This window comes from Myxococcus eversor, from assembly GCF_010894455.1.
GTDB lineage: Bacteria > Myxococcota > Myxococcia > Myxococcales > Myxococcaceae > Myxococcus > Myxococcus eversor.
In genome coordinates, this window is record NZ_JAAIXY010000006.1 from 131,396 (window position 1) to 145,625 (window position 14,230).

General features: G+C 69.5%; 17 protein-coding genes. 4 read left to right on the forward strand and 13 right to left on the reverse strand.

The window, feature by feature from the left end:
- Nucleotides 1-168: 168 nt before the first annotated feature.
- Entirely contained in the window at nt 169-1,551 is a 1,383-nt protein-coding gene (locus G4D83_RS14065) for a YhjD/YihY/BrkB family envelope integrity protein (RefSeq protein ID WP_240356317.1), read from the forward strand.
- A 124-nt stretch (nt 1,552-1,675) separates the two neighbouring features.
- On the forward strand, nt 1,676-2,026 hold the full coding sequence (locus G4D83_RS14070) for an HU family DNA-binding protein (protein ID WP_163865254.1): 351 nt from the start codon (nt 1,676-1,678) through the stop codon (nt 2,024-2,026).
- Nucleotides 2,027-2,032: 6 nt separating this feature from the next.
- On the opposite strand, the gene G4D83_RS14075 is transcribed toward G4D83_RS14070, so the two are convergent.
- The 11 genes from G4D83_RS14075 to G4D83_RS14125 all read right to left on the reverse strand — a co-directional run bounded on the left by G4D83_RS14075 (nt 2,033) and on the right by G4D83_RS14125 (nt 11,000).
- The gene (locus G4D83_RS14075) at nt 2,033-4,108 is read right to left on the reverse strand and encodes a flagellar biosynthesis protein FlhA (protein ID WP_163865255.1); all 2,076 of its coding nucleotides are present in this window, start codon (nt 4,106-4,108) and stop codon (nt 2,033-2,035) included.
- Nucleotides 4,105-5,154, reverse strand: a complete 1,050-nt coding sequence (locus G4D83_RS14080; RefSeq protein ID WP_163865256.1) for an EscU/YscU/HrcU family type III secretion system export apparatus switch protein — start codon at nt 5,152-5,154, stop codon at nt 4,105-4,107. Before G4D83_RS14080 ends, G4D83_RS14075 begins: the two co-directional genes overlap by 4 nt.
- Nucleotides 5,151-5,945 (reverse strand): EscT/YscT/HrcT family type III secretion system export apparatus protein, encoded by a 795-nt coding sequence (locus G4D83_RS14085; protein ID WP_163865257.1) that lies wholly within the window; start codon nt 5,943-5,945, stop codon nt 5,151-5,153. The genes G4D83_RS14080 and G4D83_RS14085 overlap by 4 nt, the downstream gene beginning before the upstream one ends.
- Entirely contained in the window at nt 5,942-6,211 is a 270-nt protein-coding gene (locus G4D83_RS14090) for a flagellar biosynthetic protein FliQ (RefSeq protein ID WP_163865258.1), read from the reverse strand. The genes G4D83_RS14085 and G4D83_RS14090 overlap by 4 nt, the downstream gene beginning before the upstream one ends.
- Nucleotides 6,212-6,215: 4 nt before the next feature.
- Nucleotides 6,216-6,938, reverse strand: coding sequence for a type III secretion system export apparatus subunit SctR (sctR, locus tag G4D83_RS14095; RefSeq protein ID WP_163865259.1), 723 nt, complete (start codon nt 6,936-6,938; stop codon nt 6,216-6,218).
- Nucleotides 6,935-7,348: a flagellar biosynthetic protein FliO gene (locus tag G4D83_RS14100; protein WP_163865260.1), complete on the reverse strand. Its 414-nt coding sequence runs from the start codon at nt 7,346-7,348 to the stop codon at nt 6,935-6,937. Before G4D83_RS14100 ends, sctR begins: the two co-directional genes overlap by 4 nt.
- Nucleotides 7,349-7,356: 8 nt before the next feature.
- The gene (locus G4D83_RS14105) at nt 7,357-8,415 is read right to left on the reverse strand and encodes a FliM/FliN family flagellar motor switch protein (RefSeq protein WP_240356318.1); all 1,059 of its coding nucleotides are present in this window, start codon (nt 8,413-8,415) and stop codon (nt 7,357-7,359) included.
- Between the two features lie 238 nt (nt 8,416-8,653).
- On the reverse strand, nt 8,654-9,232 hold the full coding sequence (locus G4D83_RS14110; RefSeq protein WP_176433253.1) for a hypothetical protein: 579 nt from the start codon (nt 9,230-9,232) through the stop codon (nt 8,654-8,656).
- A gap of 22 nt (nt 9,233-9,254) precedes the next feature.
- Nucleotides 9,255-10,058 carry a flagellar M-ring protein FliF gene (locus tag G4D83_RS14115; protein WP_240356319.1) on the reverse strand — a complete coding sequence of 268 codons (804 nt, stop codon included), beginning with the start codon at nt 10,056-10,058 and terminating at the stop codon, nt 9,255-9,257.
- Nucleotides 10,059-10,071: 13 nt separating this feature from the next.
- Nucleotides 10,072-10,548, reverse strand: a complete 477-nt coding sequence (locus G4D83_RS14120; RefSeq protein ID WP_163865262.1) for an ATP-dependent helicase HrpB — start codon at nt 10,546-10,548, stop codon at nt 10,072-10,074.
- Between the two features lie 17 nt (nt 10,549-10,565).
- On the reverse strand, nt 10,566-11,000 hold the full coding sequence (locus G4D83_RS14125) for a hypothetical protein (protein WP_163865500.1): 435 nt from the start codon (nt 10,998-11,000) through the stop codon (nt 10,566-10,568).
- A 273-nt stretch (nt 11,001-11,273) separates the two neighbouring features.
- On the opposite strand from G4D83_RS14125, the gene G4D83_RS14130 reads away from it, so the two are divergent.
- Entirely contained in the window at nt 11,274-11,600 is a 327-nt protein-coding gene (locus G4D83_RS14130) for a PilZ domain-containing protein (RefSeq protein ID WP_163865263.1), read from the forward strand.
- Nucleotides 11,601-11,624: 24 nt separating this feature from the next.
- Here the strand turns inward: G4D83_RS14130 and G4D83_RS14135 are convergent, their stop codons facing one another.
- Nucleotides 11,625-12,032, reverse strand: a complete 408-nt coding sequence (locus tag G4D83_RS14135) for a response regulator (RefSeq protein ID WP_163865264.1) — start codon at nt 12,030-12,032, stop codon at nt 11,625-11,627.
- A 371-nt stretch (nt 12,033-12,403) separates the two neighbouring features.
- Between G4D83_RS14135 and G4D83_RS46055 the strand changes: the two genes are divergently transcribed.
- Nucleotides 12,404-13,849 (forward strand): tetratricopeptide repeat protein, encoded by a 1,446-nt coding sequence (locus G4D83_RS46055; protein WP_240356320.1) that lies wholly within the window; start codon nt 12,404-12,406, stop codon nt 13,847-13,849.
- A 12-nt stretch (nt 13,850-13,861) separates the two neighbouring features.
- Here G4D83_RS46055 and G4D83_RS14150 read toward each other — a convergent pair whose 3' ends face one another.
- Complete coding sequence (locus tag G4D83_RS14150) at nt 13,862-14,230, reverse strand: STAS domain-containing protein (RefSeq protein ID WP_163865265.1); 369 nt, start codon at nt 14,228-14,230, stop codon at nt 13,862-13,864.

Below are 14,230 nucleotides of genomic sequence, written 5' to 3' on the forward strand. Positions count from 1 at the left end.
GTTTGGCTAGCCTTGCGGCTCCATGTCGCGGAGCGTCGTCGGCTTCCCTGCCCCACTTCAGTCCCGGATGACCCTCAGCTCCGCTCCGCTCGAAGCCTCCCGCAGCCCCTTCATCCCCTGCCTTCGAGGGGCCCGCCCCTTCGTGGGCTGGCGCACCTGAGGCTGGCCGTGGCTCCGTCTCCCTTTTCGTGGCTCAGAACCACCCGGGACCGGCTGCGGGACTGGGCCCTGCGCGTCTGGGCCCCCGTGGAGGGAACGCAGGTGGGCCGCTTCGCCACGGACACGGTGCTCGCGGCGAGCACCGTGACTCAGGGGTTTCGGGGGGAGAATCTCCGGCTTCGCGCCGCCGCCCTCACCTACATCAGCATGTTCTCGCTGGTGCCCTTGCTGACGGTGGGCCTGGTGCTGCTGAACGCCTTCCACCAGGACCGCTTCGAGGAGCGCCTGCGCTCCGTCGTCCGCGAGCTGCTCGCGCCGGGAGTCCAGGAGAAGTCCGCCGCGGTGCTCAACCGGCTGCTGGACCAGGGCAACTCGGTGGCCATCGGCAGCATCGGCTTCCTGGCCATCCTCCTGTCCGCCGGTTCGCTGCTGCGCCACATCGACGGCGCGGTGAACGAGCTGTGGGGCATCCGGCGTCAGCGCCCGTGGGGCATCCGCCTGCTCATCTACGCCGGGCTGTTGCTGCTGGGCCCCATCTTCCTGGCGGCGTCCTTCACCGGAACCCGGGCGGTGCGCGGCGTGCTGCAGAGCCTGCCGTATCCCGGGGCCTTCATCGCGCTGGGCACCACGCTCATCGCGGTGGTGGGACTGACGATGCTGTACTTCTGGACGCCCTACGCACACGTGCGGGTGCGCTCCGCCCTCGCGGGAGGACTCGTCGCGGGGCTCGGATGGATGGTGGCCAAGTCCCTCTACGCCGAGTTCGCCGCGCGCAGCTTCCAGTACAACCTGCTCTATGCCTCGCTGAGCGCCCTGCCCCTCTTCCTCGCGTGGGTCTACGTGAGCTGGCTGCTGCTGCTCTTCGGCGCCCGGCTCTCCTACGCCGTCGAGCACACGGCGTTCCGGGACTCGCTCTTCGCGTTCGGCACCCATCCCCGCGCCCACGAGCTGGTGGCCTCCCGCATCGCCCAGGAGACCACCCTGACGTGGGTGGACGGAGGCCTGGCCCCCACGCCTCGGGAACTGGCGACCCGACTGCGGGTCCCCGAGTCGCTCGTCCACGAAGTGGTGGACCGCATGGAAGCCGCGGGCCTCCTGGAGCGCCAGCGCCGGGGAGGTCTGCGGCCCGCCAGGGACCCGGCCTCTCTCACCCTCGCCGACACCACCCTCGCGGTGCACGGGGTGATGATTTCTGGAGGCGCGGATACCTGGGATGGTCCGCGAGCCTCGGGCTTCGAGCAGGTAGAGCACTTCTTCCAGGAGGCGGACTGCCTCGGCGTCGAGCGCCTGCGTCAGACCCGGTGGACCGACCTGGTGGCGCCCCTGCGGCCCGAACTGGCCGAAGCGCCCCCCTCGGCGCCCGCCAAGGTGGCGGCAGGCGGAAATCCGTAAAGTTTCTAGGTGGTTGGGAGTCCACCCAGCTTGCAGTGCCGGCGCGTTCTGTTATGTTTTCCTGATTCACCACGGGCCACAGTGCCCTGTCGCCAAGGGGTCACCGGGTTTGCGGGAGCGTCCGATGCTCAAGTCCGATCTGATCAACATCCTCGTGGCCAAGCGGGGCGTGACGCAGAAGCAGGCTGAGGCCACCATCGAGACGATTTTCGAGTCGATGAAGGATGCCCTCTGTCGCGGCGAGAACATCGAGATTCGCGGTCTCGGCGCCTTCCACGTGAAGAACTACCAGGGCTACCAGGGACGCAACCCGAAGACGGGTCAGGTCATCCCGGTGAAGCCCAAGCGTGGCCTGCTCTTCCGCACCGGCAAGGAGCTGCGCGACAGGGTCAACCGTCCCGCCCCCCAGCAGGCCCAGAGCGATTTGCCCTCCCCTGAGACCAAGAGCTCCGGCAGCACCGGCACGGGCCTCTGAGTCGACTCAGGACCCCATCGGCACGGGCGAAAGCCTGCCGATGGGCCGAATCTGAAGGGCCCCGTCCAGCTCCCCATAGGTGAGCACGGCCACTTCGGGAAACGCCCCCTCGCAGAGCCTCCGCAGCGACCGCCGGACGTCTGGCGCGGTGAGCAGCACGGCTTTTCCGCCGGTGGCCACCTGTCGGACGCCTTCCAGGATCTCCGCCACGCGCTCCGGGTCTGGCGCGGGTCCTCGCTGACTGGTGGACCGCAGGATTTCCTCCACCTCCGGGTCCACGAGGTATGCGTACAGCGGCCCGGTGGGCGCGAACTTGTGGCTGAGGTAGCGGCGCAGGGCCTGGCGACAACGCTCGGCGAGCGCGACGGCGTCCCCTTCCGTGGTGGGTGAGACGAGCGCCTCCAGGATGGCTCGCAGGTCTCGAATGCTGACGCCCTCCTGGAGGAGCTTTCGCAGCACGTCCGCCAGCAGCGGCAACGGGACTTTCTGCAGCGCCTCCTTCACCAGCATGGGCGCACGGGGCTCCAAGCCATCCAGCAGCCCCTGGACATCCTGGAGTCCCAACAGGTCCGCGGCCCGGCTCCGCAACACGCCTCGCAGGTGGTCCGCGAGCAGCTCGTCGGGACGAAGGACCTGGACCTGCGCGAGTTCAACCGGTCCCCGGCCGGCTTCAGGAATGTGGCTGATGGTCCTCCCCGTCGAGGGCTCCACCGCCGGGTCCGCCTTCACCTGGAGGAACGCGAGCTCGTCGGGAGGCGCCAGCGCATAGAGCCCCTCCACGCGCACCTGTCCGCCTCCGGCTGGCACTTCATCCACCAGGATTCGGTACTCGCCAGGAGACAGGTATGCGGCCTGTGTCCGCACCCGGATGCCAGGGATGCGCACCCCCAGCTCGAAGAAGAGCTCGTCGCGCACGGTGTTCAACGTCTTGTGGACGAAGGCACCAGCGGACGCCTGGGCCAGCGCCGTCAGGTCCGGCGCGAGGTCCAACGTGAGGGGAGACACGCCCACCGGCACCACGGCGCTCTCTGGAGCCGCGCCTTCCTTCTCCGAGTCCCCCGCCTTGGAGCCTGTCGCGGCTCCTCCCCCCTTCGCCGCCTCTCCCCGAGGAACACCGCGCTTCAGGGCCCGACCCAGTCCGACGAGCCCTGCCGCCAACAGCAGGAAGGTCAGGTGCGGCATGCCCGGCATCAGCGCGAGCGCGACACACAGTCCGGCAACCACCCAGAGTGTCCGGGCGTCCCCGAAGAACTGCGAACCAATCTCAGAGCCCAGCGAGTCGTCCTCGTGCTCCGACGCGACCCGGGTGACGACGAGGCCCGCCGCCACGGTGATGCACAGGGAGGGCACCTGGGAGACCAGGCCATCACCGATGGCGATGAGCGCGAAGGTCGACGCGGCTTCGGAGAGCGTCATCCCGCCTTGAAGTACGCCGATGAGCGAGCCACCGAGCAGGTTCACCGCGACGATGACGAGGCCCGCGATGACGTCTCCCTTCACGAACTTCATCGCGCCATCCATGGCGCCGAACATCTGCGACTCCCGCTCCAGGTCCCTCCGTCGTTTCCGGGCCTGGGCCTGGTCGATGGCCCCCGCGCGCAGGTCCGCATCAATGGACATCTGCTTGCCCGGCATCGCGTCCAGGGTGAACCGGGCGGACACCTCCGCGACGCGCTCGGCTCCCTTCGCCACCACCAGGAACTGGACCAACGAGAGGATGGCGAACACCACGCCGCCGACGACGTAGTCCCCCTGCACGACGAACTCACCAAACGCCTGGATGACGTCGCCCGCGTGTCCCTCCGCCAGCGCCAGGCGCGTGGACGAGACATTGAGCGCCAGCCGGAACAGCGTGGTGAACAGCAGCAGCGAAGGAAAGGACGTCACCTTCAGCGCGTCCTTGGCTCGCAGCGACGCCACCAGCAGTGCCACCGCCGCCGCCAGGTTCACCGCCAACCCCACGTCCAGCAGCCACGCCGGCAGGGGAATGATGAGCGCTCCCAGCACCGCGGCCATCGCCACCGCCAGCACGAGGTCCGACGAGCTGCGCACCTTCATCAACCACTTCGCGAGCACCTTCATGATGTCTGTCTCCGTGCTGCTTCGTCCGCGTCCCGCGACTCCATCGCCGTGCGCAAGACGACCGCCGCGGCCTGGTACAGCTCTTCGGGAATGGGCTCCCCGATGTCGTAGTGAATGAGGCTTCGCGCCAACGGGATGTCCCGCACCACCGGCACCCCGAGCCGCTGGGCCTCCTCCCGAAGCGCCAGCGCGTCTTCCTCTCGCGCTTTCGCCACGAGGTAGGGCGCCTCGCTCTCCCGAGCGTCGTAGCGGATGGCGACCGCGAGGTGCGTCGGGTTGACCACCACCGCCGTGGCCTTCCCCACCCCGCGCGCCGGGCCCCCCTGAGCCAGTTGGCGGTGCAGGGCCCTGCGCTGTCCCTTGTGGCGCGGGTCCCCTTCACTCTCCTTGTGCTCACGCTTCACTTCTTCGCGACTCATCATCAGCTCGCGCAGATGACTCCTCCTGGCGAGCACGTAGTCCCCGATGCCCAGCACCAGGAGCACCCAGGCCACGCGGCGAATCAGCGCCACGAGCTGCTCCAGCATGAGTGGCAGTCCCTCACGCCCGGCCAGCCAGGCCGTCCTCAGCGCGTCCGGACCGACCGACTCCACGTCACTCCAAACAAGGCCTCCCACCACGGCCACCACCACCAACGCCTTGCCCAACTCCTTCAGGGGTTTCACGCTGAAGAGGCGTTTCAGCCCCGACGAGAGACTGACCCGCTCCAGCTTCGGCGCCACATGGCTCGGGTCCATTTCCAAGCCCACCGTGGCCATGGAGACCGCCAGTGACGCGGCGAACGCGCCCCCCAGCGCGGGCGCGCTCAGGCGCACGAAAATCCAGAGCCCTTCTTCCAAGGCACCCGTGTGCTGCTGCTCCAGGAACAGCCTCGACGTCCACTCCTCGAGCCGAGAGGACATCCCGAGCGCTCCCGAGCCGAAGCCAAGCACTCCGCCCAAAGTCACGGCGCTGGAGGACAACAGTCGGCTGCGGGGAATCTGCCCCTTGCGGCGGGCCTCGCGCAGTCGTCGGGCCGACGGCAACTCCGTCTTCTCTCCACTCATTGCGCCAGGGTCCCCAGCAACGAGAGCGCCCCCTCCGTGGAGAGCACCTCCGCCAGCAGTCGCTCACACAGCAACCCGATTCCCAGCCACAGCACCACGCCGCCCCCCAGGATTCGCAGCGGAGCCCCCAGTTCTTGGAGATTCACTTGCGGCGCCGCGCGCGAGGCCAAGGCCAGGAAACAGTCCACCGCCAGCATCGCCGCCGCCATCGGCGCCCCCACCGCCAGCCCCGTGGCCAATGCCCCACCCGCGAGGACGACGACGTGCAATGTCGCCGCTTCCGTGGGCACGAAGGCCCCCAGCTTCACCACGCCAAAGCCACGCACCAGTGCTCCCAGGACCAGGGGCGCCACGGCCCCCGACGTCGCCAGTCCCACCAGCAGGTGGTAGAGCCCCTCGCCCGTGGCCGACTCCCGGCTGCCCGCGAGCGGCAGGCTCGCCTCGGCGGACGTCCCACGAAGCAGGTCGATGAAACGTCCACCCATTCGCGCCGCATCGAACGGCAGCGCCGCGACCAGCCCCACCGAGATGCCATAGGCCAGCTCGCGCAACACCAGGCCTCCCAACTCCAGCGACGACGTCACGGGCTCCGCCGTACCAACGCCTCCCTCCGCGCGCAGAAAGAGCGACAGCGACAACACCCACCCCAGTCGCACCGTGGTGGGCGTGGCCTGTCCCCCCAACAGCGGGCACAGGAAGGCCACGGGCAGAAGCCGGGCGGCACACAGCGCCACCGCGACGGCATCCGGGCCCAGCGTCTCCAGTTGAGCGCGCAGCAACTCCAGGTTCATGCCGACACCTCGGAGATGAGCATCAGGAGTTGGTGGGTGAATCGCGTGAGCTGCGCGGCAATCCAGGGCCCCGCGAGCACCAACGCCACTACCGCCGCACACAGCTTCGGCACCACGGACAACGTGCTTTCCTGAAGCTGCGTCGTCGCCTGGAACAGACTCGAAAGGAAACCCACCACCAGGCTCGCGCCAATGGGTGGCAAGGACGCGAGGACCATCAACAACAAGGCCTCACGTCCCAGGCTCAACAACACATCCTGGGTCATCGCATCACCGGTAACCAAGGATGAGGCCGCGCGCGAGCAGCGACCAACCATCCACGGCCACGAAGAGAAGAATCTTGAAAGGCAGACTCACCTGACTGGGCGACAGCGTCTGCATCCCCAACGCGAGCAACACGTTGGCGATGACCATGTCGAGCACCAGGAACGGGAGGAACACGAGGAAGCCAATCTGAAAGGCCTCCTTCAACTCGGTGAGGACGAAGGCCGGAATGATGACGAAGAGGTCCGTCTCCCGCACCGCGTCCATTTCCTCCGGGGGACGAAGCTCCCGCGCCAGATCCACGAAACGAGCCCGCTCCTCGGGGCTCCCATGCTTCACGAGAAAAGCTCGCAGCGGCTCCGCCACCCGGGCCGCGGCCTCGAGAATCTTCACGCCGGAGCCGGCCTCCAGGTCCTGATAGGCGAGCTGCCCCGCGTCGTACGTCCGCTCCATCACCGACGCCATGATGTGGCCCGTCAGCACCGCCGCCAGCCCCGTCAACACCAGCGTGGGTGGTGCCTGCTGGGTCCCCATCGCCGAGCGCGCCAGCGACAACACCACCGCGATTTTCGAGAAGCTCGTCAGCATCAACACCGCGAACGGCAACAGAGACATCACCGCCAACATCCCCATCATCGACAGCGGGCTCCCCGCGAAGGACTGCTGGCTGAGCGAGCCTTCCGACGCCACGGCCAGGACTGGCGAGAGAACTCCCCAACCGCCCGTCATGACCGCATCCCCTTGCGGAGCCCACGCCCCGGGCGCGGTCGACGCGCCTGAGCGAGCATCCCAGGTTCCACCTCCCGCTCGGGCAGCGCATGGACTTCCGCGAACGCATCTCCGAAGGCCACGAGAAATCCCCGTCCTTCGACCTCCACCAACGCAAGGCCACAGCGAGGAGAGAGCCCCGCGCGGGAGATGACCTGCATCCGCTCCACGCTCGCCACACGTGCCTCCGAGGCGCCCCGTCGAAACCACCACCAGCCCAGGCCACTGAGTGCCCCCAGCACCAGGAGCCAACGAGCAGTGGCCACCACGGAAACGCCGCCCAGGGGCCCCAGCAAGGCCAACCCGAGGACGAGCAGCGTCGCGACCTGAAGACGGGCGCGAGGCGAGAGCGAAGCGTTCGGAATGCGCATGGGCTCACTCACGGCAACAGGGCCAGGACACGGGCACCCACCTCGCCCTCCAGGTCCACCAATTCGGCGCGCGCCACCACTCGGTCTCCCACGCGCAACAACACCGGCTCGCTGGCATTGATGTGCAGCGGAAGCAGGACCCCCGGCCTCAACGCCGCCAGTTCGGAGAGCGGGACCAGCACCCGCGTCAGCTCCACTTCCACGTCCACCGGAAGCGGGGGAATGCCCTCACTCCGTTCATTCACGACCACCATGTTCGACTCCTGGAAATGCGCGCGGACACGCGCGCGGGTCAGCGAGAAACCCTCGGGCTGAAACGTCCCCGAGAGAGAGAAGCCCCGGGCCACCAACCTCCCGGGGCCGAAGAGGCGGGTGTCCTCGCGACGCACGCCCTCGAAGACGACGACGTCCCCCACCGCGAGCGCGTCCATCGCCTGCGGCGACAGCGGCGTCTGTCCAAGGAGGCACCTCAGCTTGAGCGTCGCGGCGAGCACTTGCGGAGCGGCGCCCGTGACTCGCTCCACGGGAAATTCCTGAGCCACGCCCTGAAGCACGGAAGCAGGCAGCAACAACCGTCCGCCCGCGCGCACCTGCCCCACCGTCACATCCAGCTCCACGCCCACCAGCGACTGTCGTCCCCGCAGACGCAACGCGACGTCTTCACGCCGCATCGTCAGCCCGGACAGGCGCGGCGCCAGGGCCGGATACAGCGGTGACTTGGAGCGCACGGCGGAGAGCGCCACCAACACCAGGTACGCCAGCGTCGCCTCTTCCAGTCGCGCCAGCTCAGTCACCGCCCCGGACCTGCCTCCTGACCCGGCGATTCGCTCCAACGCGGCGACCGCCAGCGCGGGCTCCAACTCCAGCACGGCCACGCTTCCCACCGCCGACAGCTCCAACAGGATGAAGACCGCGGGCCTCGACAGCCCGTTCGGAGACAAGACCACGGCATCCAACAGCCGGGCCTCCGCTGACACCGGACACCCCAGCTCCCGACCCAACGCCTCACAGATATCGCCCAGGGCCTCACGCCCGAGTCCGGCTACACGGGGCCGTCGCGAAAGCATGAGGTGCGCTCGGCTCAACCGGCGCGACCCCAGCCGACGCAGTCGACGAGGCACGGGAGGAGACAGGGAGGGCTCGGTATCGGGGTTCATCGAAGGGTCGTGAGCGGCAAGAGGTGACACCCCGCTCGTGCACGCCCCTCGCCATGAGGCGCGCTCGTGTTGGCGCGGGTTTGCGGTGCATCGGCATCCGCACGCGGGATGCCGGGTACGCGAGCCAGGACGGCTACACGCGAGGAGGTCAGCGCGTGGCTTCCCGGATGAGTCGCTCCGCGAGCGCGGCCAGCAGCGGCGGAGCCAACGGGTCCGAGGGTTCCTCCTTCCGGCCAGGAAACAGGGTCCGGTGATAGGGCGGGAGGCGCCGGAACACCTCCTTGCGAAGCGGCTCCGGCACCTCATCCATCAAGGCCTTCAGCCGGGCCGCCGCGTCGCTCCGCTCCCCGAACTCCTTCGCGACCTTCGCCTGTCGCTGGGCCGAGGGCATCGCGACGATGCACCGCAGGTGCGCTTTCGCTCGCTTCAAGGCCTCCGTTCCCAGCCCTTCCAGAAGCTCCTCGGCCCGCTCTCGCCCCAGGACCCACGTCACCAGCGCATAGCGCTCCAGCGGGAGAATCGGAGGCTGACGCCGAATCGTCGTCGCCTGCTCCGCCAGCGGAACTGGCGCCCGAACTGACAGAGCCTCCTCCGTCGGAACAAGCAGCGGCTCCCGCACCGGAGCAAGTCGCGGCTCGTCCACTGGCGCGAGCGTCGGCTCCCGCGCTGGAGCGGACACACCTCTCCTCGCCGGGCGCGAGGCCCGGCCCACACGTGTCGCATCCATGATGAGAACCTCCGTTGCCTGCTCAGGCGACCTTGCGAGTCGCTCCAGGAGAGAGCACGGGACGCGCGGGCACTGGCGGCGCGGGAGGCACCAGGCTCCGCTCTCGATAGTGGCGCATCCGCAGCGTCACCCACACCAAGGCCCCTGACAGCCCCGTCACCAACACGCCCAGCACGGCAAGCAACCACCGCAGCCTGGACAGGGACGACAGTCCACTCGCCGGAGCCACCTCCACCCTCACGGGAACCTCGTCCACCAGCAGCGATACCGACTCCGAGGAGAGCCCTTCCACTCCTCCCGCCAGGAGCGCCTTCAAGACGTCCGAGGACTTCCGCACCCTCGCCGCGCTGCCCGGAGTCACGCGCAGCATCGCCGAGGCCTTGGAAGGCACCGCGACCTGCCCGGGCCTTGGCACGGGAGGCACCACCAGATGGACGCGCGCCAGCAGCACACCCTCCACGGATTGAAGCGTCTTCTCCAGGCCCCGCTCCAGCACCCTCACCCTGCACACCCCCTCTTCCACCGGCGTGCGCACCAGGCCTCCACCGCCAAAGACGTCACAGCCGACCTCCGCCGCCGGCCTCGGCAGCCCCAGCTCGGCGAGCACTCGCACCGCATCCGAAGACTGGTCTCCCGTGACTTCGATGGCCCAGGAGGGCTTCTTGCCCCCCTCGGGCACCTTGCGCGCATCAAGGCCGCGCTCGATGAGCACGGATTGCAGCTCGTTGGCCTGTCGCTCATCCAGGCCGTGCTGGATGCGCTCCCGGCACGCGGTGACGAACATGAGACACACGAAGAGAAGCCAGCGTCGGTCACTCGAAGCCATGCGCACGCGCGCCTCAAACCTGCGTCTGGAGGACCTGCTTGACGCCACCGGTCGCCTTCTCGACGACCTTGCCGGCGAGGTCGAGCTCCTGGCTCGCCCGGTAGACCTGGGCCTGCAACGCGAGCAACTCCCCGGGCGTGAAATCACGCCCCGACTCCGCCATCTCCATGATGCGGTCCAACCGCTTCTGCGCCTGCCCCACCCGCTCCAAGGCCCGCGCGGCGTGCTGCTCTCGCGCCGTCTGGACGGAGTCCACTCGCGTCCCCTTCTTCACTTCCGCGCATCCCGCGGAGGCCTGCGTCCCTTCGGCTCGCGTCACGCCACGCGAGGCCTCGACGGCCGGACGCGCCGCGCCTTCTGTCGTCACCGACGGCGTCGCCTCTCTCGCCGTCCCTCGGGCGCCCTCCAGCACCTCGCCGAATCGCTCCCGGCCGGGCTCCACCGACGCCGGGCCCGCGCCTCCCACTGCGCCCACCTTGTCCACGCTCATGGCTCGCCGCGCTCCTCTCAGCGGATGTTGTTGATGGCGGCCTTCGCCGAGTCGTGGCGGACCTTCATGATGTTCGAGATGGCGTTGTGCTCACGGCTCTCCCGCTGCATCTCGTTCTGGAGCTGCAGATAGGCCGCGTTGAACTTCTGGCCATCCGCGCTGAGCGCCTTCTGCGCCTCCAGCAAATCCCACGCGTCCCCGTTGCCCGTCGGCGCCCCCAGTGAAGCTCCCGCGCCCGACGTGGACGTGGACGACGTGGACGCACCCGATGCGGTCGTCGTCCCCATCGGCACCACCGAGGAGATGGCCATCTTCGTGCTGGAGACAGCCGCGCTCAGGATGGGGCCCTGCGGAATCATCCCGCCCACGATTCCCGCCCCCTTGCTCACCACCTGATGCGCCGCGTGCGCCAGCACCGTGCCGAAGTCGTTGCGCGGCGTCTGCCGGGGCATCGTGGCGGTGATGTTGAGGGACTGAAGCCTGCGGTGGTTCGGTTCCAAGTGCTGCCTCCGGCGACGGGATGCCGGCGGGGCTGTTCAGGCGACGTGCCAGCCGAAAACCCAAGCAATCCCGCGCGCCTGGGCACGACACGCACGCGCACGAAACTCCAAGGCCCGGGAAGAGCGTCCAGCCGATGGGACGGCGCCGCGCGGACGGAAACTTGCCTCGCACGCAGCCTGCCTCAGAGTTGTCGCACCCTGTCGCAGTCGTGAGGAGCCGAGCCGATGCACACTTCCAATGGTGGCCCCCCCATCGCCGAGCGCTTCCACCCGCGCGTCGAGGCGGCCCTTCCCGTGAAGGTGCTCCTGCCCGGACGCGCCGTCATGGCTCGCGCCCGAGACGTCTCCATGGCGGGCCTGTTCCTGCTCGCGCACCCCGGTGACGCCCAGCGCGAGCTCACGCTGAGCCTGCCGCTGCCGGGCGACAAGGAAATCGTCACCACCTGCACCATCCGCCGCCGCGAAGCGGACGGCGTGGCCCTGGAGTTCGGCGAGCTCGACTGGGACGACCTCATCGCCCTGGCGCGCTTCCTCCACCCGCGCCTGCCCTGAGCGGGGACGTCCCTCCCCGTCGCGTCAGGCCTGCTCCGAGCGGGGCGGCGCCTGGCGCAGCCGCTCCACCAGCGCCATCAGCTCCGCGCCTCGGAAGGGCTTGTGGATGTAGCCGTCCGCGCCCGCCAGCGTGGCGCTCTCCATGTCCGACTTCTTCGCCTTCGCCGTGAGCATGTAGAGCGGCACCGTCGCGGTGACGGGGTCGCTCTTCAGGATGCGACACGCGGAGATGCCGTCGAGCTGCGGCAACACGACATCCATCAGGATGAGATTGAAGCTCCGGCTGCGCGCCAGCTTCAGCCCCTCCAGCCCGTTGGCCGCGCACACCACCTCCACGGAGCCGTCGCTCAACATCGAGCGCACCAGCTCCCGGATGACCGGTTCGTCCTCCACGAGCAGGATGAGGAAGGGTGCCTGGGACATGCCAACCATGTTTCTCCGGCGCGACTCTGAACCTCAGAGGGACGATGCTTCGCGGGCGCGCCACCCCCACTGCCGGTGCCACCTGCCGCGCGCGGTATAGCCCCGCCGACACCACCCACACCAGGGTCGCCCCATCATTTGTGTGGAGCACCATGCATCGGTCCTCTGTAAGCCCGTGGCCGCGGGGACGCCCGACTTCCGCGCCCGCCCACCCATCAGCCTGTCTGACAGAGGGATGAAGCCGCCTTCCCCTCCCGCCTTCCCCCACCCAAGAACCATCTCCACCCCGCCCCTGGGGGCGTCGGGTGATGGGGGGCCTGGGGCGCTATGATGGGTCCGAAATGGCCGCAAAACTAGAATGTCCAGAGTGCAGGGGCACGGTGGAAGGGGACGACTTCCAGTGCGAGCACTGCGGGTTGCTCCTGGACCCGGAGCAGGCCAGCGGGGAGTACATCATCACCGAGCCCACCATCGTCCGGGCCCTGCTCTCTCCGCCCCAGCGCAGCAGGACCATGGAGGTGCCCAGGCCGCCCCCTCAGCGTCCAGCGGCGCACGACCTGGCCACCGCGCGCTTCACCGTGCCCATGGACGCGAACACCGTGCCCCACCTGCGCGCCGGGCTGGACATCGCGTTGCAACCCCTGCACCCGTTCGAGGCGCACATCGCGTCCTTCGTCGACGGAGTCCACGCCGTCCCCCAACTCGCGCTCGCGGCCCGGCTGCCTGAAATCGAGGTGAAGGTCGTCCTCAAGGCCCTGCTGGAGCGAGGGGTGCTGGAGTTGCACCGCGCGCCTGTCAGCCCGCCCCGGCGCAGCCGCACGGAGGAGCTTCCCCTGTTGGACGGCAGCGAGTTCCTCACCCCGGAGGCACCCGGGTTCGACGACCTGGAGCCCTCCACGCTCCAGGAGGAGGACGCCCCCACGCTCGTCGGGGAGCGGCCCGCCATGCTCATGGCCCTGGGCGCGGAGGAGGACGACCTGTCTCCCATGGCGCTCGGCGACGAGGAGCCCCTCACGCATCCCGCTCCACGCCCCCCAAGGGCCACCGCGCCCGGCGAGCGGCCCCGCCCGAGCGCCCCGCCCACGTCACGCCCACAGCCGACTCGCAACATGCGGCCCGCCGTCGGTCAGGCCTCTTCGCCTGGCGCTGTCGCCGAGCACGTCACCCATCCCAGCACGCCCGCGCCGCCCCCGAGAGCGCCTCAGGCCCCACCACCCTTGCCCGCCACTTCGCGCACCGGACCCGCTCCGGCGACGCGAGGAGGCCCTGGCGGGTTGGGCGGGTCGAGCCGCGTCGTCGCCCCCCTCTCCGTGACGGCCCCCGCCGTGGCGCCGCTGCCTCCTCGTCCCGCACCGGCCCCGCGCCTCACCGCGAGCTCGGCGCCCACGCTGCCCGCCGCGCCCTTCCCCTCGACGGCGAGCCCCACGCCCGCCGCCCCCGAACGCGCGCCGCGCCCCGCGCGCCCCACCCTGCCCCTGGACGCGCCCGTGCCCGTGTCGGCGACGGAGGACTTCCTCCAGCGCGCGGTGCGGCTGGAGCGTGGAGGCCACGTGGACCGCGCCATCGAGGTCCTCACCAAGGCCATCGACCAGGCACCCGAGGCCGCGGCGCTCCACAGCAAGCTCGCCCTCATCCTCGTCCACCAGCGCAAGGACTACCTCCGGGCGGCGAAGCTGCTGGAGCGCGCGGTGGAGCTGGAGCCGGGCAACACCGTCTTCCAGCAGAATCTCCTGAAGGTCACCGGACTGGCCGCGGCCTCCGCCGGTGAGCGCAAGGACCGCGGCAAGCCCGGCCTCTTCGCCCGCCTCACCGGCAAGCGGAGCTGAGCGGCCCGCCGCTCAAGGAGCGCCGTTGTCCAGCAGGCGCTCCGCCTCCTCCAGCGAGAAGGCCAGGTGCGCGTCGTAGCCCAGCTCGCGGCTGGTGCGCTCGAACAGGAGCGCCGCATCCAACGAGCGGCCCACCACCCGCACCACGCGACGGAATCCCCGGGCCTTCGCGGCCTCCATGATTCGCCGCAACTGCGCCGTGCCCTCCGGGTCCAGCGACGTCACGCCCTTCAGGTCCGACAGCAGGTCGAACCGCGGACGCAGCCGGTCAATGGCGCGCACCGCCGCGTCACCGACGCGCTGAGCTTCGTCCTTGGCGATGTCTCCCCAGATGCGCACCACCAGTCGGTTCTTCCCGACAAGGGCCTCGACTTCAAACAC

Coding starts and splice junctions, on each gene's coding strand:
- G4D83_RS14135 (WP_163865264.1), bottom strand. CDS start 12,032: ATGGTTGGCATGTCCCAGGCACCCTTCCTCATCCTGCTCGTGGAGGAC.
- G4D83_RS14070 (WP_163865254.1), top strand. CDS start 1,676: ATGCTCAAGTCCGATCTGATCAACATCCTCGTGGCCAAGCGGGGCGTG.
- G4D83_RS14125 (WP_163865500.1), bottom strand. CDS start 11,000: ATGCCCCGGCAGACGCCGCGCAACGACTTCGGCACGGTGCTGGCGCAC.
- G4D83_RS14100 (WP_163865260.1), bottom strand. CDS start 7,348: ATGCGCATTCCGAACGCTTCGCTCTCGCCTCGCGCCCGTCTTCAGGTC.
- G4D83_RS14110 (WP_176433253.1), bottom strand. CDS start 9,232: ATGGATGCGACACGTGTGGGCCGGGCCTCGCGCCCGGCGAGGAGAGGT.
- G4D83_RS14120 (WP_163865262.1), bottom strand. CDS start 10,548: ATGAGCGTGGACAAGGTGGGCGCAGTGGGAGGCGCGGGCCCGGCGTCG.
- G4D83_RS14080 (WP_163865256.1), bottom strand. CDS start 5,154: ATGAGTGGAGAGAAGACGGAGTTGCCGTCGGCCCGACGACTGCGCGAG.
- G4D83_RS14075 (WP_163865255.1), bottom strand. CDS start 4,108: ATGAAGGTGCTCGCGAAGTGGTTGATGAAGGTGCGCAGCTCGTCGGAC.
- G4D83_RS14130 (WP_163865263.1), top strand. CDS start 11,274: ATGCACACTTCCAATGGTGGCCCCCCCATCGCCGAGCGCTTCCACCCG.
- G4D83_RS14105 (WP_240356318.1), bottom strand. CDS start 8,415: ATGCTTTCGCGACGGCCCCGTGTAGCCGGACTCGGGCGTGAGGCCCTG.
- G4D83_RS14090 (WP_163865258.1), bottom strand. CDS start 6,211: ATGACCCAGGATGTGTTGTTGAGCCTGGGACGTGAGGCCTTGTTGTTG.
- sctR (WP_163865259.1), bottom strand. CDS start 6,938: ATGACGGGCGGTTGGGGAGTTCTCTCGCCAGTCCTGGCCGTGGCGTCG.
- G4D83_RS14085 (WP_163865257.1), bottom strand. CDS start 5,945: ATGAACCTGGAGTTGCTGCGCGCTCAACTGGAGACGCTGGGCCCGGAT.
- G4D83_RS14115 (WP_240356319.1), bottom strand. CDS start 10,058: ATGGCTTCGAGTGACCGACGCTGGCTTCTCTTCGTGTGTCTCATGTTC.